The sequence below is a fragment of the Serratia sp. CY33802 genome (genome assembly GCF_052169095.1).
Lineage (GTDB): Bacteria > Pseudomonadota > Gammaproteobacteria > Enterobacterales > Enterobacteriaceae > Serratia > Serratia bockelmannii.
Genome location: NZ_JBJNLL010000004.1, coordinates 265,664 through 283,388, shown reverse-complemented (window position 1 = coordinate 283,388; position 17,725 = coordinate 265,664). Strand labels below are relative to the sequence as shown.

General features: G+C 61.8%; 17 protein-coding genes. 4 read left to right on the top strand and 13 right to left on the bottom strand.

The annotated features are described in order from the left end of the window. The first annotated feature begins 2 nt into the window (after nt 1-2). A complete protein-coding gene (locus tag ACJ8HA_RS16115; protein WP_025304912.1) occupies nt 3-332 on the top strand; it encodes a hypothetical protein in 330 nt (109 codons plus the stop codon). On the opposite strand, the gene ACJ8HA_RS16110 is transcribed toward ACJ8HA_RS16115, so the two are convergent. The 12 genes from ACJ8HA_RS16110 to ACJ8HA_RS16055 form a co-directional block, all read right to left on the bottom strand. Further along, nucleotides 313-1,269 carry an AEC family transporter gene (locus ACJ8HA_RS16110; protein ID WP_025304911.1) on the bottom strand — a complete coding sequence of 319 codons (957 nt, stop codon included), beginning with the start codon at nt 1,267-1,269 and terminating at the stop codon, nt 313-315. The two genes, ACJ8HA_RS16115 and ACJ8HA_RS16110, sit on opposite strands and share 20 nt — an antisense overlap. A 60-nt stretch (nt 1,270-1,329) precedes the next feature. Further along, on the bottom strand, nt 1,330-2,067 hold the full coding sequence (gene ugpQ / locus ACJ8HA_RS16105) for a glycerophosphodiester phosphodiesterase (RefSeq protein ID WP_025304910.1): 738 nt from the start codon (nt 2,065-2,067) through the stop codon (nt 1,330-1,332). Further along, complete coding sequence (locus ACJ8HA_RS16100) at nt 2,067-3,137, bottom strand: sn-glycerol-3-phosphate import ATP-binding protein UgpC (RefSeq protein WP_043137521.1); 1,071 nt, start codon at nt 3,135-3,137, stop codon at nt 2,067-2,069. The genes ugpQ and ACJ8HA_RS16100 overlap by 1 nt, the downstream gene beginning before the upstream one ends. Before the next feature lie 5 nt (nt 3,138-3,142). Next, complete coding sequence (gene ugpE / locus ACJ8HA_RS16095; protein ID WP_197819696.1) at nt 3,143-3,988, bottom strand: sn-glycerol-3-phosphate ABC transporter permease UgpE; 846 nt, start codon at nt 3,986-3,988, stop codon at nt 3,143-3,145. Continuing rightward, nucleotides 3,985-4,872, bottom strand: coding sequence for a sn-glycerol-3-phosphate ABC transporter permease UgpA (ugpA, locus tag ACJ8HA_RS16090; protein ID WP_015376293.1), 888 nt, complete (start codon nt 4,870-4,872; stop codon nt 3,985-3,987). The genes ugpE and ugpA overlap by 4 nt, the downstream gene beginning before the upstream one ends. A 78-nt stretch (nt 4,873-4,950) precedes the next feature. Then, nucleotides 4,951-6,270 carry a sn-glycerol-3-phosphate ABC transporter substrate-binding protein UgpB gene (ugpB, locus tag ACJ8HA_RS16085; protein ID WP_049209367.1) on the bottom strand — a complete coding sequence of 440 codons (1,320 nt, stop codon included), beginning with the start codon at nt 6,268-6,270 and terminating at the stop codon, nt 4,951-4,953. A 187-nt stretch (nt 6,271-6,457) separates the two neighbouring features. Then, nucleotides 6,458-7,645 (bottom strand): aminotransferase-like domain-containing protein, encoded by a 1,188-nt coding sequence (locus tag ACJ8HA_RS16080; RefSeq protein ID WP_025304906.1) that lies wholly within the window; start codon nt 7,643-7,645, stop codon nt 6,458-6,460. 44 nt (nt 7,646-7,689) lie between these two features. Further along, nucleotides 7,690-8,391 carry a high-affinity branched-chain amino acid ABC transporter ATP-binding protein LivF gene (livF, locus tag ACJ8HA_RS16075; protein WP_025304905.1) on the bottom strand — a complete coding sequence of 234 codons (702 nt, stop codon included), beginning with the start codon at nt 8,389-8,391 and terminating at the stop codon, nt 7,690-7,692. Nucleotide 8,392: 1 nt separating this feature from the next. Next, nucleotides 8,393-9,163 (bottom strand): high-affinity branched-chain amino acid ABC transporter ATP-binding protein LivG, encoded by a 771-nt coding sequence (gene livG, locus ACJ8HA_RS16070; protein ID WP_025304904.1) that lies wholly within the window; start codon nt 9,161-9,163, stop codon nt 8,393-8,395. Continuing rightward, on the bottom strand, nt 9,160-10,443 hold the full coding sequence (locus tag ACJ8HA_RS16065) for a high-affinity branched-chain amino acid ABC transporter permease LivM (RefSeq protein ID WP_025304903.1): 1,284 nt from the start codon (nt 10,441-10,443) through the stop codon (nt 9,160-9,162). Before ACJ8HA_RS16065 ends, livG begins: the two co-directional genes overlap by 4 nt. Then, nucleotides 10,440-11,366 (bottom strand): high-affinity branched-chain amino acid ABC transporter permease LivH, encoded by a 927-nt coding sequence (livH, locus tag ACJ8HA_RS16060; protein WP_015376290.1) that lies wholly within the window; start codon nt 11,364-11,366, stop codon nt 10,440-10,442. Before livH ends, ACJ8HA_RS16065 begins: the two co-directional genes overlap by 4 nt. A 117-nt stretch (nt 11,367-11,483) precedes the next feature. Further along, nucleotides 11,484-12,599 (bottom strand): branched-chain amino acid ABC transporter substrate-binding protein, encoded by a 1,116-nt coding sequence (locus ACJ8HA_RS16055; protein WP_025304902.1) that lies wholly within the window; start codon nt 12,597-12,599, stop codon nt 11,484-11,486. Between the two features lie 405 nt (nt 12,600-13,004). Between ACJ8HA_RS16055 and panM the strand changes: the two genes are divergently transcribed. Genes panM through ACJ8HA_RS16040 form a run of 3 tightly spaced genes read left to right on the top strand, consistent with a single transcriptional unit; the run spans nt 13,005 to nt 16,667 of the window. Then, the gene (gene panM / locus ACJ8HA_RS16050; RefSeq protein WP_025304901.1) at nt 13,005-13,397 is read left to right on the top strand and encodes an aspartate 1-decarboxylase autocleavage activator PanM; all 393 of its coding nucleotides are present in this window, start codon (nt 13,005-13,007) and stop codon (nt 13,395-13,397) included. Further along, nucleotides 13,394-14,611: a DUF3142 domain-containing protein gene (locus ACJ8HA_RS16045; protein WP_442515399.1), complete on the top strand. Its 1,218-nt coding sequence runs from the start codon at nt 13,394-13,396 to the stop codon at nt 14,609-14,611. The genes panM and ACJ8HA_RS16045 overlap by 4 nt, the downstream gene beginning before the upstream one ends. 43 nt (nt 14,612-14,654) lie before the next feature. Beyond that, complete coding sequence (locus tag ACJ8HA_RS16040) at nt 14,655-16,667, top strand: hypothetical protein (protein ID WP_405050767.1); 2,013 nt, start codon at nt 14,655-14,657, stop codon at nt 16,665-16,667. Between the two features lie 64 nt (nt 16,668-16,731). On the opposite strand, the gene rpoH is transcribed toward ACJ8HA_RS16040, so the two are convergent. Then, a complete protein-coding gene (gene rpoH / locus ACJ8HA_RS16035; protein WP_004934345.1) occupies nt 16,732-17,589 on the bottom strand; it encodes an RNA polymerase sigma factor RpoH in 858 nt (285 codons plus the stop codon). Nucleotides 17,590-17,725 lie beyond the last annotated feature (136 nt).

The window sequence follows — 17,725 nt, the reverse complement described above, 5'->3', positions numbered from 1 at the left end:
TCATGAAAACGTCTCACATTCTGTTCGCTCTGCTGTTGCTGCCTGGGTTGGCGGCGGCGGCCAACGGCGTAACCGACCTGCGCTCACAGCAGCAGTTACTCAACCAAAACAACCAGCAAGCGCAGCAACAGCGCTTGTTGAACAACCGGCAGATGGATCAACGCCGCCTGCAGCAGCAGCGACAGTTCGACAATCAGCGGCAACAGCTGATGCAAACCACGCCGAACGGCGGGCAGTTGCTGCCTAACGGCAACCAGCCGCGCGATCCGTTCAATCGCACCGCACCGGCGGTGCCGCAGGCGCCGATGCCGGCTACGCCCGCACGCCCATAACGGTGAGGATCAGCGGCGTGGTGATCGCCGCCAGCACGGTGGACATCACCAGGCTGGTGGCGGCCGGGCCGGTGAGCGTATTGAACTGGCGCGACATCAGGTAGACGTTCACCCCCACCGCCATCGATCCAAGTAGCACAACAACGCGGGTTTCCATCGGCGGCAGATCCATCATCCAGGCCAGCAGCCAAATCACTAGCGGCTGCACCAGCAACTTCAGCACGCAGATGGCGCTGCTCAGCTGCCAGCCTTCGCTGATGCGGTACTCGGCAAGCCCCATGCCAAGCACCACCAGCGACAGCGGCGCCGCCACCTGGCCGAGCATGCTGACCGGTCGATCGACGAAGTCCGGCAGCGGCAAGCCGGTCAGGCTAAACAGCGTGCCGGACAAAATGCCGACGATCAGCGGGTTGGTCAGCACGCTGCGGGCGGTTTTGGCGAAGCCGCTCAGCGTCGGCGAGCCGTTGCGCGCCCATTCGATCGACACCGTCACCAGCGTCCACAGGATCAGGCCGTTGAACACCAGCACCAGCGCCACCGACGGGATCGCCGCCTGCCCCAGCATTACGCTGGCGATAGGTAAACCGAGCATCACGTTATTGGAGAAAATACCGCCTAACGCAAACACCGATCCGGCGACGCCATCCAACCGGAAGAGGTGCCGGGCGACCAGGCGGCCAAGCACAAATACGATCAGGCAGCTGCCAAAGAACGCGATCAGCAGCCGGGCGTCGACCGCCGGGCGCTGCGAGAAGTCGCACATCATGCGAAACAGCATGGCGGGCAAGGCGAGGGAAAACACGAAGCGCGTCAGGCCATCGGTGATGCTGGAGGGCCATTTCCCCCAGCGAATCAGCCCATAACCCAATGCGATCAGGACGAACAGCGGTAAAGACAGCACGATCTGGTGCCACAGTGACAGGATAAAGCCAGGCATCGCATTCCTTCCGGTGGTGCGGCGGCAAGGCTTGTCGTCGCGGGATTCATCGGCGCCGGATTAAAAAGCCGGGCCAATCAAATCTATCCGGTCGGTGCAAATGCAGTCAACGCCCCAGTCGAGCAGCAGGCGCGCGCGATCCGGTTGGTTGACGGTATACACCAAAATACGCAGCCCGGCGTCTTTCAACGCTTTCACCCGCTCGGCGGTCAGCGCTTTGTGGTCGATATGCAGCGAGACGCAGTCCAGACGCTCCGTCAGCTCGCGCCAGTTGTCGTCCCAGGCCTCCAGCAGCAGGCCACGCGGCAAATCCGGCACGGTGCGCTGCGCCGCCGCCAGCGCTTCTACCGAGAAGGAAGAAAGCAGCGGATCGGTCTGCCCTTGCCACAGCAACCGCGCCGCCAGCGCCACCACCCGGCCGGTTTCATCGTCGCTGCCGGTGGTCGGTTTGATCTCGATATTGGCCATCAGGCCGTGTTCCCGGCAGCGTTCCGCCACCTCCGACAGCAGCGGCAACCGCTCGCCCTTGAAGGCCGAGCTGTACCAGTTGCCGGCGTCCAGCTGCACCAGTTTGTCCCACGGCAGCTCGCCCGCCACGCCCCAACCGTTGCTGGTGCGATCCAGCGTGTCGTCGTGCAGCAGGAAAATTTGCCCGTCCTGCGCCAGCTTGGCGTCGAACTCGATCATCTTGTGGCCGTGGCGCGCGCCGACGTCGATCGCCGCCAGGGTATTTTCCGGCGCCAGAGAACCGCCGCCGCGGTGGGCAACAATATGAGGGTAAGGCCAGGGTCTTGTCATCAATCCATCCGTAATCCGCTGTGGGTGTCAAAGAAGTGCAGCGCCTGAGCAGGCAGCTGCAAATATAGCGTACTGCCCGCCGTCGGCAAGGTTTCATGCGACAGCCGCGCGATCACCCCGTGACCGCCCCACTGGCCGTGCGCCAGATTGTCGGCTCCCAGCAGTTCCAGCGTCTGCAGCTGCAGCGGCACGCCCTGGCCTTGCGCCACCAATTGAATATGCTCCGGCCGAATACCCAGCGTCAACGGCCGCCCCGCCCACTGCGGCTTGGCCGCCGGCAACGGCAGCGTCATGCCGTCCGCCAACAGCAGCTGGCCGCCGTCGGCGCTCAGGGTGCCGGGCAGCAGGTTCATCGCCGGCGAGCCGATAAAGCCGGCGACGAACAGCGAAGCCGGCCGTTGGTACACTTCACTCGGGGTGCCGATCTGCTCTGCCACGCCCTTATTCATCACGATCACCCGCTGCGCCAGAGTCATCGCCTCCACCTGGTCGTGAGTCACGTACAGGCTGGTGGTTTTCAGACGGCGGTGCAGCTGTTGCAGCTCCAGGCGCATCTGCACCCGCAGCTTGGCGTCCAGGTTGGACAGCGGCTCATCGAACAGGAATACCGCCGGTTCGCGCACGATGGCGCGCCCCATCGCCACCCGCTGGCGCTGGCCGCCGGAAAGTTCGCGCGGTTTGCGCTTGAGCAGCGGCTCCAGCTCCAGGATGCGCGCCGCTTCCTCCACCCGCTGGCGGATATGCTCCTTGCCGAAACCGCGGATCTTGAGGCCGTAAGCCATGTTGTCGTACACGCTCATGTGCGGATAGAGCGCGTAGTTCTGGAACACCATCGCGATGCCGCGATCCTTGGGCTCCAGATCGGTCACGCGCCGGGTATCGATATAGATATCGCCGCTGGTAGTGCGCTCCAGCCCGGCCACCATACGCAGCAGCGTAGATTTGCCGCAGCCGGACGGGCCGACCATCACAATAAATTCACCGTCCGCCACGTCGAGGTCGATCTGTTTGATCACCGGCGTTTTACCGTCGTAAGACTTGGTGACCGCCTGTAGTTTTAATCCTGCCATCGTCGTTATTTCTCGCTATCAACCAGACCGCGCACAAACCAGCGCTGCATCAGAAGCACCACCGCCAGCGGTGGCAATAAAGTTAGAATCATCGTCGCCATCACCTGGTTCCACTGGGTCGGCGCGCCGGAAGTGGAGATCATGCTCTTGATGCCCGCCACCGCGGTGCCCATCGAAGCGTCGCTGGTGATCAGGATCGGCCACAGATATTGGTTCCAACCGTAGATAAAGGTGATGACAAACAGCGCCGCCAGATTGGTTTTCGACAGCGGCAGCACGATGTCCCAGAAGAAACGCATCGGCCCGGCGCCGTCGATGCGCGCCGCCTCCAGCAGCTCATCCGGCAGCGTCATGAAGAACTGGCGCAGCAGGAAGGTAGCGGTGGCCGAGGCCATCAGCGGCAGCGTCAGGCCGGTATAGCTGTCCAGCAGGTTGAGGTTGGAGATCACCTCCACCGTCGGGAAAATGCGCACTTCCACCGGCAACATCAGGGTGAGGAAAATCAGCCAGAAAAACAGGCTGCGCAGCGGGAAACGGAAATACACGATGGCGTAAGCCGACAGTACCGACACCGCGATTTTGCCGCAGGTGATCGCCAACGCCATGATCACGCTGTTGAGCAGCAGCAGCGAGAACGGCACCTTGAGGTTGCCCACGCCGCCCTGCCAGATATTGCGAATGTTCTCCCACAGGTGGCCGCCGGGCACCAACGTCATCGGCACCTGAAACACCTGTTTGTCATCCAGCGTGGCGGCGACAAAGGCCACGTACAGCGGGAACAGCACCACCAGCACGCCGATAACCAGCATCACATGGCTGAAGATGTCCAGCCCGCGTCGATTCTCAATCATTGATAGCGCACCTTACGTTCAACGAAGCGGAACTGGATCACCGTCAGGCCGATCACCAACAGCATCAGGATCACCGACTGTGCGGCGGAGCTGGAGAGATCCAGCCCGGCGAAGCCTTCGCGGTAGATCTTGTAGATCAACGTGGTGGTGGACTGCACCGGCCCGCCGCCGGTGGCAGCGTCGATCACCGGGAAGGTATCGAAGAAGGCGTACACCAGATTGACCACCAGCAGGAAGAAGCTCACCGGCGCGATCAGCGGCAGCACCAGATGGAAGAAGCGCCGCACCGGGCCGGCGCCATCGATGGCTGCCGCTTCCACCAGCGAACGCGGGATAGACTGCAGCGCCGCGAGGAAAAACAGGAAGTTATAGCTTATCTGCTGCCATACCGAGGCCAGCACCACCAGGAACATCGCCTGGCCGCTGTTTTGCGCATGGTTCCAGTTATAGCCCAGCCCGTTGAGGAAATGGGTGATCAACCCCAGGCCGGGGTTGAACAGAAAGATCCACAATACCGCCGCCACCGCCGGCGCCACCGCGTAGGGCAGGATCATCAGCGTGCGATAGAGGCGGCTGCCGCGCAGCACGTAGTCCACCAGCGCGGCGAAGAACAGCGAAACCGCCAGCCCGATGCCCGCCACCAGGAAGCTGAAGATCAGCGTGGTGTAGAACGAGTCGAGGTAGTAAGGATCCTGGAACAGCTGTTTAAAGTTATCCAGCCCGACAAACTGGCTGGATAGGCCGAACGGATCGAGGCTCTGCACCGAATACCACAGCGCTTCGCCGGCGGGCCATAAAAAGAAGACGGCGGTAATCAGCAGCTGCGGCAGCACCAACGCATAGGGCAACCAGCTGCAGCCGAAACCGGGACGGGAAGATGACATAGCAGTTAAACCATTGATCGGGTAAGGAAGGATCGGCGTGAAGATGCGAGCCCGGTCTGTCGGGCTCGCGACGCAGGGTTACTTGGTCGATGCTTCGAAGCGGCGCAGCAGCACGTCACCGCGCTGTACGGCGGCGTCCAACGCCTGCTGTGGCGTTTTCTTGCCGGTCCACACGCCTTCCAGCTCCTCATCCACCACGCTGCGGATCTGTGGCATGTTGCCCAGGCGCAGGCCCTTGGTGAACGGCAACGGCGGCTTGTTCAGCATCTGGCGAGTGGCGACGTCGGCACCCGGGTTCTTGTCGTAGAAGCCCTGCTGCTTGGTCAGATCGTAAGCCGCGGTGGTGATCGGCAGATAGCCGGTCTTCTGGTGCCATTCGGCGGCAATTTCCGGCTGCGCCAGGTACTGCAGGAACTCGGCCACGCCCTTGTAGGTGGCGGCATCTTTGCCGTTCATCACCCACAGGCTGGCCCCGCCGATGATGGCGTTCTGCGGCGCATTTTTCGCGTCGGCGTCGTACGGCATCATGCCGACGCCGTAGTTGAATTTGGCGTAGTGCTTGATGTCCGCCAGCGAACCGGAAGAGGCGGTGGTGATGGCGCAGTCGCCGTTATAGAACTTCTCGGTGGATTCGTCTTTGCGGCCAAAGTAGGTAAAGTCGCCCTTCTTGTTCATCGCCTCCAGCAGCGCGATGTGCTTGACCTGCAGCGGTTGGTTGAACTCCAGCTTGGCGTTGGTGCCGCCGAAACCGTTGTTTTCACTGGCGAACGGCACGCCGTGCCAGGCGCTGAAGTTCTCCAGCTGGATCCAACCCTGCCAGCCGCTGGCGTAGCCGCACTTCATGCCGGCCTCACGCAGCTTGGCGGTATCCGCCGCCAGCTCCTGCCAGGTTTTCGGCGGCTGATCCGGGTTCAGGCCGGCCTTTTTGAAGGCATCTTTGTTGTAGTACAGCACCGGCGTGGAGCTGTTGAACGGCTGCGACAGCAGATGTCCGCTCTTGTTGTCGGTGTAATAGCCGGCCACCGTCGGCACGAACACCGACTCGTCGAAGTTGATGCCGGCCTCTTTAAACACTTCATAGACCGGTTTGATGGCTTTGCTGGCCATCATGGTGGCGGTGCCCACCTCGTAAACCTGCAGGATCGCCGGCGCCTTGCCGGAGCGGTAAGCAGCGATGCCCGCCGCCAGGCTCTGTTCGTAGTTGCCTTTATAAACCGGCACAATCTTGACGTCGCTGTGCGACTGATTGAAGCGATCCGCCAGGGAATCCACTTCCTTACCCAGTTCACCTTCCATTGAATGCCAGAACGGGATTTCTGTCGCCGCCAGCGCCTGAGTGCTGACCGCCAGGGTCAACGCGACGCACAGCGTGGTTTTGCGAATAGCGTAGGTGAGCATGCCTAACTCCTGAAAAAGCTGGTGTAAAAGCGCGTGAGCGAAAAGAATCAGTTTTTTGTTCGGAAGCTAACATGCCATGCGCGGATGACAGAAAAATAACCGTTATATGACAGCCACATGACGGCAAGGTGAAGTGAAGATGGCGGTTTGATGTCGGCGGCGGGCATGGGCTCCGCCGCCGCGAGGATTACAGCGAACGGCGCAGGCGCGCCACCGCTTCTTGCATCTGCTGCTCGGTGGCGGTGGCGAACGACAGGCGGAAGGTTGAACGATCCGGGTTGTCGGAGAAGAAGTATTCCCCCGGCACGAACACCACACCCTGCTGCAAGGTCGTGTTCAGCCATTCGGTGGCGTTGAACGGCTGGCGGAAGCGCGCCCACAGGAACATGCCGCCCTTCGGCTTATCGAAGGTGATGTAGTCGCCCAGCTCCTGCTCCACCAAACCGGCCAGGATCTCGCCCTTTTGCTTGTAAGCGGCGCGGATCTTGTCGATCTGCGCCGGCAGGCGATCCAGGCCGAGATAGCATTCGACGATGCTCTGCGACAACGCGCTGGCGTGCAGATCCGCCGCCTGTTTGATGATCGCCACTTTGTGCAGCAGGAACGGCGGCAGGATCGCCCAGCCCAAGCGCAGGCCCGGCGCCAGGATCTTGGAGAAGGTCGAGGTATAGATGATGTGGTCAGTGTTGCCCAGCACCTGCTGTGACACCTGATGCAGCGTTGGGTGGCGCTCTTCGGTGAAACGCAATTCGCCGTACGGATCGTCTTCGATGATCAGGAAGTTATGTTCAGCAGCCAGCTTCACCAGCAGTTCACGGCGCGCGGCGCTGAGGGTGATGCCGCTGGGGTTGCCGAAGTTCGGCACCACGTACACGCCCTTGATGCGCTGGGTTTTCAGCAGCTCGGCCAGCTCTTCCACCACCATGCCGTCGCTGTCGGACGAGACCGACATGATGTTGGCCTCCGCCAGCTCCAGCGTTTGCAGCGCCGCCAGGTAGGTCGGGCGCTCCACCACGAACACGTCGCCGGGATTGACGATGGCGCGCATCACCAAATCCAGTGCCTGCTGTGAGCCGGCGGTGACCATTACCTCTTCCGCGCCAGCGGTGACGCCGCGCTCGGCGCACAGCGCGCAAATGCGCTCACGCAGCAGCGGGCTGCCCTCGGTCAGGCCATACTGGAATGCGCTTTTCGGCTGTTCGGTGATCGCCTGCTGGGTGGCGATGCTCAATCCTTCGAAATCGAACAGCGCATCAGAGGGGATGCCGCCCGCCAGCGAAATGACGTGTTCCATCTTGCTGTGCTTAAGCAATTCACGGATGGCCGAACTTTTTACGTTAACGATGCGCTGCGCGAGTAACCCTTCTGTCTTCATTTCTTCTTCTCGTACCTGATTATTTTAATTCGTAGGGGGGCGGATTAACCGCCCAGATACGCCGACCTCACTGCTTCGTTGGCTAACAATGCAGCCCCCGTATCTTCCAACACCACGCGGCCGTTTTCCAGCACATAACCGCGGTCCGCCAATTTCAGCGCCTGATTGGCGTTTTGCTCCACCAGGAAGATGGTCATGCCCTCTTCCCGCAGTTGCTGAATGATGTCGAAAATCTGCTGGATAATGATCGGCGCCAGCCCCAGCGAGGGCTCGTCGAGCAGCAGCAGCTTCGGCTGACTCATCAGCGCGCGGCCGATGGCCAACATCTGCTGTTCGCCGCCGGACATGGTGCCGGCACGCTGGCTTCGGCGCTCCAGCAGGCGTGGGAACAACGTGAACACCCGTTCAATGCGCTGTTGATACTGCTGGCGATCGGCGAAGAAGCCGCCCATCGCCAGGTTTTCTTCCACCGTCATGCGCGAGAAGACGCGCCGCCCTTCCGGCACGATCGCCACCGCTTCGCGCATGATGCGCGAGGTTTGCCACTGGGTGATGTCCTGGTCCTGAAAGACGATGCTGCCTTCGCTGGCGCGCGGTTCGCCGCACAAGGTGCCGAGCAGCGTGGTTTTACCGGCGCCGTTGGCGCCGATTAACGTCACAATTTCGCCCTGACTTATCGTGAGACTGACCTGATGCAGCGCCTGAATTTTGCCGTAATGGGCGGATACCTGATTGAATGACAACATATTATTCTTCGCCCAAATAAGCCCGGATCACGTCCGGGTTGTTGCGGATCTCCGCCGGTGTGCCCTGCGCCAGCGGCGTGCCCTGATTCACCACGTAAATGCGGTCGGAAATGCCCATCACCAGCTTCATGTCGTGCTCGATCAGCAACACCGAGACCTTATGCCGATCGCGCAGCTCGACGATCAGGTGATCCAGCTCGTCGGTCTCTTTCGGGTTGAGGCCGGCGGCCGGTTCATCCAGCATCAGCAGCTCCGGCCGGGTCACCATGCAGCGGGCGATCTCCAGCCGCCGCTGCTGCCCGTAGGCCAGGTTGCCCGCCGAACGGTTGGCCATCTCCAGCAGGCCGACGCGCTCCAGCCACTCCGCCGCGCGCGCCAGCGCCTCGGCTTCGGCACGGCGGAAAGCCGGGGTTTTCAATAGGCCGGCGAACACGCCGCTTTTCAGGTGCTGATGCTGCGCCACCAGCAGGTTCTCGATCACCGTCATTTCACGGAACAGCCGCACGTGCTGGAAGGTGCGCACCACGCCCATACGGGCGATGGCCTGCCCCGCCAACCCTTCCAGGTGGCGATCGCGCAATTTGATGGTGCCGCCGGTCGGGCGGTAAAAACCGGTCAGGCAGTTGAATACCGTGGTTTTACCGGCGCCGTTGGGGCCGATCAGCGACACGATTTCGCCTTCGTTCAGCGTCAACGCCACGTTGTTGACCGCCAGTAGCCCGCCGAAACGCATCGACAGGCCCTCTACCTGCAGTAAAGGTTGAACGCTCATGCCTGTTCCCCCTTGCCCGCGTGAATGTCCGCCGCCTGCAGCTTCAACTGCGGCCGTTTCATCGGCAACAGCCCCTGCGGCCGCCAAATCATCATCAGCACCATCAGCGCACCCAGCAGCAACATGCTGTACTCATTCAGATCGCGCATCAGCTCGCGCGACACCACCAGCAGGATTGCCGCCAGAATGACCGCGAACTGCGAGCCCATACCCCCCAGTACGACGATCGCCAACACGAAGGCCGACTCGACGAAGGTGAAGGATTCCGGGCTGACGAACCCCTGGCGCGCGGCAAACAGCGTGCCGGCAAACCCGGCGAAAGCGGCGCTGATGGTAAAGGCGGTCAGCTTGATGCGCGTCGGGCTGAGGCCCAGCGAGCGGCAGGCGATCTCGTCTTCGCGCAGCGCTTCCCAGGCGCGCCCGAGCGGCATGCGCAGCAGGCGGTTGATGACGAACAGCGTCAGCACCACCAGCAGCAGCGCCACCAGGTACAGGAATACGATGCGATCGCTCGGATCGTATTTCAGGCCGAAGAAGTTATGGAAGGTATCCCAGCCGCCGTCGCGCAGGCTGCGGTTGAACTCCAGGCCGAAGAAGGTCGGTTTCGGGATCTGGCTGATGCCGTTCGGCCCGCCGGTGATCTCGGTATTGTTCAGCAGCAGGATGCGCACGATCTCACCGAAGCCGAGCGTCACGATTGCCAGATAGTCGCCGCGCAGCCGCAGCACCGGGAAACCGAGCAGGAAGCCGAAGGCGGCGGTGACGATACCCGCCAGCGGCAGGCTCTCCCAAAAGCCGAGGCCGTAATAGTGATTCAGCAGCGCGTAGGTGTAGGCGCCGATGGCGTAGAAACCGCCGTAGCCGAGCACCAGCAGACCGGACAAGCCCACCACCACGTTGAGGCCGAGGCCCAGCATCACGTAGATCAGCGTCAGGGTGGCGATATCCACCGTGCCGCGCGAGACCAGGAACGGCCAGGCGACCGCCGCGACGATGAGCAAAGCCGCCAGCAGCTTTTGCCGCGGCGTGGTGCCGTCGAAGCTCGGCAGCACGAACGCCGGGCCGGAGACTTTTTTCAATCCCTGCTGCAGCAGCGGGCGCAACAGCTGGAAGAAAAAGACGATGACGCAGCCGATGCCGATCCACATCCAGCGCACTTCCGCCGCGCCGTGCACCACCAGCTTGGTGCCGTCCAGGCTGAGCTGCATGCCCATCAGGAACGACGCCATCACGAACAGCACCGCCGTGGCGATCAGCGCATTGAGCAGATTGAGTTTCATACTTTCTCAACCTCCGGACGCCCGAGGATGCCGGTCGGCATGATCAGCAGCACCACGATCAGCAGCGCGAACGACACCACGTCTTTGTATTCGGTGCTCAGGTAGGCAGAGGTCAGCGCTTCCGCCACGCCCAGTACCAGGCCGCCAATCATCGCACCGGGAATGCTGCCGATGCCGCCCAGAACCGCGGCGGTGAAGGCTTTCATACCGGCCATAAACCCGATGTAAGGGTTGATGACGCCGTAGAACTGGCCGAGCAACACCCCGGCCACCGCCGCCATCACCGCACCGATAACGAAGGTCAGCGAGATCACCCGGTCGGTGTTGATGCCCAGCAGGCTGGCCATCTTCAGATCTTCCGCACAGGCGCGGCAGGCGCGGCCCATGCGTGAATAGCGGATAAACAGCGTCAGCGCCAGCATCGCCAGGAAGGTCACGAGCCAGATGGTCAGCTGCATGGTGCTGATGGTGGCGGCGAAGCCGTTGCTTTCTCCCAGCACCCACTGGCCGGTCACTAGGCTAGGCAGCGCCAGATCGCGTGAGCCCTGCGTCAGGCTGACGTAGTTTTGCAGGAATATCGACATGCCGATGGCCGAGATCAGCGCAATCAGGCGCTTGGAGTTGCGCACCGGCTTGTAGGCCACCCGTTCGATGCTCCAGCCGTAGGCACTGGCGATAACGATCGAGACCAGGAACGCGGCGCCGATCAGCAGCCAACCGACGTCGATGCCGAGCATCATCAGGGCGGCGATAACGATAAAGGAGACATAGCTGCCGATCATGTACACCTCGCCGTGGGCGAAGTTGATCATGCCGATGATGCCGTAAACCATGGTGTAACCGATGGCGATCAATGCATAGGTGCTGCCCAACGTTAAGCCGTTGAACATCTGCTGCAGAAAATAGAGGAGTTGCTCTGACATACTCTGAACCCTTGGCTGCGAAACCCGCCGGCGGAGAACCGGCGGGTAAAGGGAGACGGGGCCGGCAAGCCGACCCGCCGGGCGCAGCGGGCTGCGCCCCACCCTAATCATTATGGCTTATTTGATCGGTGTGGACGTGCCGTTGGCATGCCATTCGAACACGCCGAACTCGAAGCCTTTCAGATCGCCCTTGTCATCCCAGGTCAGCGGCCCCATCACGGTCTCCACCGGCTTGCCGGTTTTCAGATCCTTGACGATGTCCGCCGGCTCCTGGCTGCCGCTGCGCTCCATGCCGGTGGTCAGCGACTGCAGCGCAGCATAGGTGGTCCAGACGAACGGGCCAGTCGGATCCAGCTTCTTGGCTTTCAGCGCATCGACGATCGGCTGGTTGGCAGGCACCTGATCGTAGCGTTTCGGCAGCGTCACCAGCATGCCTTCCGAGGCGGCGCCGGCGATGTTGGACAGCGAGGAGTTGCCCACGCCTTCCGGCCCCATGAAGCGAGTGGTCAACCCGGCCTGCTTGGCCTGACGCAGGATCTGCCCCATTTCCGGGTAGTAACCGCCGAAGTACACGAAGTCGATATTTTCTTTCTTCAGGCGCGCCACCAAGGTGGAGAAGTCTTTGTCGCCGGCGGTGATGCCTTCGAACATCGCCACTTCGGTGCCCTGTTTTTTCAGGCTGTCGCGCACCGAGCGCGCCAGGCCTTCGCCGTATTGCTGCTTGTCGTGCACCACGGCGATGCGCTTCGGCTTGATGTCGCTGAGGATGTATTTGGCGGCGGTCGGGCCCTGATCCGAATCCAGGCCGGTGGTGCGCAGGATCATCTTGTAGCCGCGGGTAGTCAGATCCGCGTTGGTGGCCGCCGGGGTAATCATGATCACGCCTTCGTCTTCATAGATATCGGACGCCGGCTGGGTGGATGAGGAGCACAGGTGGCCGATCACGTAGCGAATGCCGTCGTTGATCACCTTGTTGGCGACCGCAACTGCCTGTTTCGGGTCGCAGGCGTCGTCGTATTCCACGCCGACCAGCTTGTCGCCCTTGATGCCGCCCTTGGCGTTAATGTCGGCAATCGCCTGGCGCGCGCCGGTAAACTCCATGTCGCCATACTGCGCGACCGGGCCGGACATTGCCCCGACGATCGCCACCTTGATGTCTTTCGCCATGGCCGCCTGGCTCATGGCCATCGCAATACAACCCGCCAGCAGTGCCTTACCTGTTGTTAATTTCATCCGCAAATCCCCATCTGTCGTTGTGAACGTACCTGTTGTGTTTGCCTGCGCCCGATCGTTATTGACCGCTTTTGTTATAAGTAATAATGATTTAGGCGTTTTGTCGGCATTATTTTCTAATAAGACTTTATTTTTCATGCCATTAAACAGGAATTTTCTTCTGCAAATCAACTTCATCTGGCAGAAACAAGCGGTGTAAACAGGATAAAATTCGAATTAAATCTGCGCTCTTTACCTTTAGGCGTAGTGCGTTGTGCTGGTTAACAATCCGTTTACTAACTATTTACTCGGAAAATGCCCCGTGCAAAAAACATATTGCACAGTAATCGTACAGAAAAACTTACACAACGCTCTGCACAAGATCTATTACACTGTCGACATCATTTAGCTGCGCGGAAATTCTGCATGAAACTGACCATCGAGCGCCTAACCGCGCTGTCCCCGCAAGACCTTATCGACCTCGGTAAAATTTGGCCGCACCAGCAGCCGGAACAGTGGCAAGGCTGGCTGAGCGACGACAAGGCGCTGTTTGCCGCCCGCTTCAACGAGCGTCTGCTGGGTGCGGTGAAAATTGCGCTGCAGGACGACCGCGCCGAACTACAGGATCTGCTGGTACGCGAAGTGACGCGCCGCCGCGGCGTCGGTCTTTATCTGGTGCAGGATGCACAGCGTCAGCTGCCGCAGGTCGCCCAGTGGCAGCTGTCGACCGCCGGCCTGGCGCCGCGTGAACGTGGGGAAGTCGATAACTTCATGCGCGCCTGCGGCTTCGCACCGCAAGGCGATCTCTGGCAAAAATGAAGCGCCGGCTGGCGGCGCTGGTTTTGATTGCGCTGGGGTTGGCGGCCTGGTTCGCCGGGCGCCAGCAGGCGCTGCGCCAGGCCTCAGGCTGGGATCAGCAGGTTTATGTCTGGCAGCGGGTTTGGACGCCGCAGCACGCCGATGCGCTGGCGCACAGCCGCGATCTGTTTACCGGGCTGCGGGTGCTGGCGCTGCAGGTGCATCCGCGTGAAGGCTGGCGGGAAATCCCGGCCGATCTCAGCCTGCTGAAGCAGGACGGCCACCCACTCTGGCTGGTAGCCCGCCTCGACGGCCAACTGCCGCAGCTGGATCAAGAGGCCATTATCCAGCGCCTGCTGGCGCTCACCCAGCGCTGGCAGGCGGCCGGGCTGCCCGTCACCGGCATCGAGATCGATCATGATGCCGCCACCGCCCGCCTGCCGGACTACCAACGCTTTCTGCAGCGGCTGCGCCAACGGCTGCCCGCCGCTTTGCAACTCGGCATCACCGCCCTGCCGGCCTGGATCGGCTCATCCAACCTGCCCGGCGTACTGCAACAGGCCGACAGTTCCGTCCTGCAGGTGCACGCGGTGCTCTCGCCGCAGCAGGGGCTGTTTGACGGCCCGCTGGCGCTGCGCTGGGTGCGGCAGTACGCTGCCGTCACACCGAAGCCGTTTCGCGTCGCGCTGCCGGCTTATGGCATGGCGCTGCTGGGGTTTGATGCGCAGGGCGCGCAGGTGGAGAGCGAATCCTCGCTGCGCGTGGCGGGCAACGGCCGTGAGCTGACGGTCGCGCCGCAGCAGATCGCCGATTTTCTGCAAACGCTGGCGCAGCAAACGCCGCCCCGGCTGCGCGGCATTATCTGGTTCCGCTTGCCGCTGGCGGACGATCGGCGCGCCTGGTCGCTCGCCACGCTGCGAGCGGTGATCGAGCGCCGGCCGCTGAACGTCGACTGGCAGGTAAAATTTAGGCCTCAGCCACAGCAAAACGGGCTGTATGACCTGATAATTCATAACAACGGGCCGGTAGATGCCCCGCTGCCGCAAGAGGTGGTCATCCGCGCCGACGACTGCCTGGCGGCGGACGCGGTCGGCCACTACCGGCTGGAATCCGCACCGCAACAGCAACGCTTTATTCGCATCAGCAGCGACCAACTGCGCGCCGGGCAATCCCGGCCGTTGGGTTGGCTGCGCTGCCAACAACTGACGCCAGGAGGCCCCCTTGTCACACCTTGATTCGCGCGCGGCACGGAACACCCGCCGCCTTCTTCCGCTGGCCATGCTGATCGGCGCCGCACTGCCGCTGAGCGGCTATGCCTGCGGCCCGGATTTTCCTAACCGGCTGCTGATCGACCGCAACGGTACCCTACTGTATATGCCGGAGGGCAATTTCGCCTTCGAAGCCGGCCGGCTGGTGCCGATGGATAAACAGTTGCCGCACTGGCAAGCCCCGCCGCCGCCGATGCCGCCGAAACCGATGCCGCAATCGCCGGAAACGATCGCGATCGGTAAAATGCGCGCCGCCAAAACGGTGGAAGAGGCTGACGCCGTCAATACGCAGGGGTTGTCCAACGCCGCGCGTCTCTATCAACTGGGCGCCGTCGCTTTCGCCAGCCACGATCCGCGCGCCACAGACTATTTCCAGCAGGTGCTGAAGCTACCGGCCGCCGAGCAGAGCGACTGGGGACTGCGGGCGCAGTATTCGCTTGGCCGCGTCCTGATGGCTGACCACGGTACACCGGTGAATGAATCCGGTGAAGCGGTTCCCGCCGCCGAGCATCCGCCTAAAGCCGAACTTGAACAGGCGCTGACGGCATTCCAGCAGGTGATCGACCGGGTGAAAAGCGGCGCCGCCGATCCCGATCAGTTGGCGCTGAGCAGCCTTGGGCAGCAGGCGCGCATCCACCTGTGGCTGGGTGACGTCGCCCCCGCCGCCCACCTCTATGCGCAACAGGCGGCGCAGGGCGATCCGAGCGGCGGGCAGTCGCTGCAGTACGTCTCCAGCCTCCTGGTCAACCCCGACCATTTGGACACGCTGAAACAGATTATCGGCGATCCGTTGATCCAGCAGTTGGTGACCATTGAGCTGTTCGCGCGCAGCGGCAACCTGCAAATGGCAGATACCGACGGCAACGGCCGCTCCGCCCAGATCATCAGCCAGATCCTGACGCTGCTGGACGGCTCAGTGAAAAGCGGCTTCGCCGGCAGCGATCGGCTGGCGGCGTTGGCTTACCGTTCGGGGCAGTACCCGATGGCGGCGAGCCTGCTGAAAAACGCCGGCGACAGCGGCCTGGCGTGGTGGCTGCGCGCGAAAATGGCGCTGCGCGACGGCGACGTGAAAGCCGCCACTGCCGCCTACGCCAAGGCGGCAAGCGCGTTCCCCACCGACGAAAGCTGGGGTGAACAACGCAACGCCGACTTCGTCGCAGAAACCATCGTGCCCGAGTGCCGGGTGGCCGGCGAACAGGCCATCCTGGCGCTGAACCGCGGCGACTATCTGCAGGCGATGGACCTGCTGTATCGCGGCAAAGCGCTCTACTGGGCCGACGTGGCCGACGTGGCGGAGCGGGTGCTGACCGTCGATGAGTTGAAAGGTTTTGTCGATAAGCACGCCCCGGCGCCGACGACGCCGCTCAAGCCGGTTAATCCGGACGACTACGGCGGCCAGCAGATCACGCCGGAAGTGCAGCTGCGCGAACTGCTGGCGCGGCGGCTGATGCGCGCCGGACGAGCGCCGGAAGCGCTGGCCTATTTCGATATCCCCAACTACCGGCAAGCGGCGCAGCAGTTCGCCGACGAACTGAAGGCCGCCAAGGACAAATCCGCCGCGCCGCTGACGCGCGCGCAGGCTTACTATCGCGCCGCCAACCTGCTGCGCGCCCAGGGGCTGGAGTTTACCGGGTATGAGATGACGCCGGATTACGCCATCTATGGCGCCGGCTATTCCTATCTGGGGGATGCGTTCGATACTCGCGAGCTGAAGCATAAAAGCTGGATCGACAGCGCAGAAGCGGCGCGCGCCAAGGCGGCGCTACCGGAGGAAGACAACCGTTTCCTGCACTATCGCTGGCAAGCAGTGGGGCTGGCGCAACAGGCGGCCGATCTGCTGCCGCCGAAGAGCCAGGCCTATGCCGCCGTGCTATGTAACGCTGCCAGCTGGGTTATCAAGCGTGATGCCAAATCCGGCCGTGCGCTTTATCAGCGCTATATCAACACCGGCACCCGTTATCCGTGGGCGGCGAAATTCGGCTACGACTGCCCGGCGCCGGACTTCACCGCCGTGGCGCCATAACGCCGAATTTCAGGCACTAAAAAGCCCGGCTTGCCGGGCTTTTTTTATTGAATCTCGCATCGACTCAGGCTTCGATCGCCATTTTGAGTTTCTTCATGGCGTTCTTTTCCAGCTGACGCACGCGTTCGGCGGAAACGCCGTACTGATCGGCCAGCTCCTGCAGCGTCGATTTGTTGTCATCATCCAGCCAACGGGCGCGGATGATATGCTGGCTGCGCTCGTCCAGACCTTCCAGCGCATAGGCCAGTTTGTCTGCGGCGTTGCTTTCCCAGTTATCTTCCTCGATGCCTTCGGCGAAGTCCGAGCTTTTGTCCTGCAGGTACAGCACCGGCGCCATCGACTGGCCATCGCGGGCCTCGTCGTCCGGAGTCGGATCGAACGTCATGTCCTGCGCCGCCATGCGAGATTCCATCTCGCGCACGTCTTTGCTGGTTACGCCCAGCTCGCGGGCCACCAGTTCCACTTCGTCCTGGTTGAACCAGCCCAAACGCTGTTTGGTTTTGCGCAGGTTAAAGAACAGCTTGCGCTGCGCTTTGGTGGTCGCCACTTTCACGATGCGCCAGTTGCGCAATACGTACTCGTGGATTTCCGCCTTAATCCAATGCACCGCAAAGGAAACCAGACGCACGCCGACTTCAGGGTTGAAGCGGCGAACGGCTTTCATCAGGCCGATATTGCCTTCCTGAATCAGATCCGCCTGCGGCAGACCATAGCCTGAATAGTTGCGGGCAATATGAGCGACAAAGCGCAGGTGAGACAGGATGAGCTGCTTAGCGGCATCCAGATCGCCCTGATAATGCAGCCGTTCAGCCAGCTCCCGCTCTTCCTCTGCCGTCAGCATCGGATAGGCGTTGGCTGCCCGGATATAGGCTTCCAAGCTACCTTGGGGTACTAAGGCTAAAGTTTGCATTTCTTTGGTCATTCAAACCCTCTCTATGAGAATACAAAATCATGCAGGTGATTATTACAGCGGGGAAATGATTGATTCTACGGCAGTTGCTGAAGCAAAAGCGGTTCCACACGCCGGGCACCTTAACATTTGCTGCAATTTTTGACCG

Bases quoted from the DNA above. Each gene is read 5' to 3' on its own strand.
- ACJ8HA_RS16115 (WP_025304912.1), top strand. From the start codon at position 3: ATGAAAACGTCTCACATTCTGTTCGCTCTGCTGTTGCTGCCTGGGTTG.
- ACJ8HA_RS16110 (WP_025304911.1), bottom strand. From the start codon at position 1,269: ATGCCTGGCTTTATCCTGTCACTGTGGCACCAGATCGTGCTGTCTTTA.
- ugpQ (WP_025304910.1), bottom strand. From the start codon at position 2,067: ATGACAAGACCCTGGCCTTACCCTCATATTGTTGCCCACCGCGGCGGC.
- ACJ8HA_RS16100 (WP_043137521.1), bottom strand. From the start codon at position 3,137: ATGGCAGGATTAAAACTACAGGCGGTCACCAAGTCTTACGACGGTAAA.
- ugpE (WP_197819696.1), bottom strand. From the start codon at position 3,988: ATGATTGAGAATCGACGCGGGCTGGACATCTTCAGCCATGTGATGCTG.
- ugpA (WP_015376293.1), bottom strand. From the start codon at position 4,872: ATGTCATCTTCCCGTCCCGGTTTCGGCTGCAGCTGGTTGCCCTATGCG.
- ugpB (WP_049209367.1), bottom strand. From the start codon at position 6,270: ATGCTCACCTACGCTATTCGCAAAACCACGCTGTGCGTCGCGTTGACC.
- ACJ8HA_RS16080 (WP_025304906.1), bottom strand. From the start codon at position 7,645: ATGAAGACAGAAGGGTTACTCGCGCAGCGCATCGTTAACGTAAAAAGT.
- livF (WP_025304905.1), bottom strand. From the start codon at position 8,391: ATGTTGTCATTCAATCAGGTATCCGCCCATTACGGCAAAATTCAGGCG.
- livG (WP_025304904.1), bottom strand. From the start codon at position 9,163: ATGAGCGTTCAACCTTTACTGCAGGTAGAGGGCCTGTCGATGCGTTTC.
- ACJ8HA_RS16065 (WP_025304903.1), bottom strand. From the start codon at position 10,443: ATGAAACTCAATCTGCTCAATGCGCTGATCGCCACGGCGGTGCTGTTC.
- livH (WP_015376290.1), bottom strand. From the start codon at position 11,366: ATGTCAGAGCAACTCCTCTATTTTCTGCAGCAGATGTTCAACGGCTTA.
- ACJ8HA_RS16055 (WP_025304902.1), bottom strand. From the start codon at position 12,599: ATGAAATTAACAACAGGTAAGGCACTGCTGGCGGGTTGTATTGCGATG.
- panM (WP_025304901.1), top strand. From the start codon at position 13,005: ATGAAACTGACCATCGAGCGCCTAACCGCGCTGTCCCCGCAAGACCTT.
- ACJ8HA_RS16045 (WP_442515399.1), top strand. From the start codon at position 13,394: ATGAAGCGCCGGCTGGCGGCGCTGGTTTTGATTGCGCTGGGGTTGGCG.
- ACJ8HA_RS16040 (WP_405050767.1), top strand. From the start codon at position 14,655: ATGCTGATCGGCGCCGCACTGCCGCTGAGCGGCTATGCCTGCGGCCCG.
- rpoH (WP_004934345.1), bottom strand. From the start codon at position 17,589: ATGACCAAAGAAATGCAAACTTTAGCCTTAGTACCCCAAGGTAGCTTG.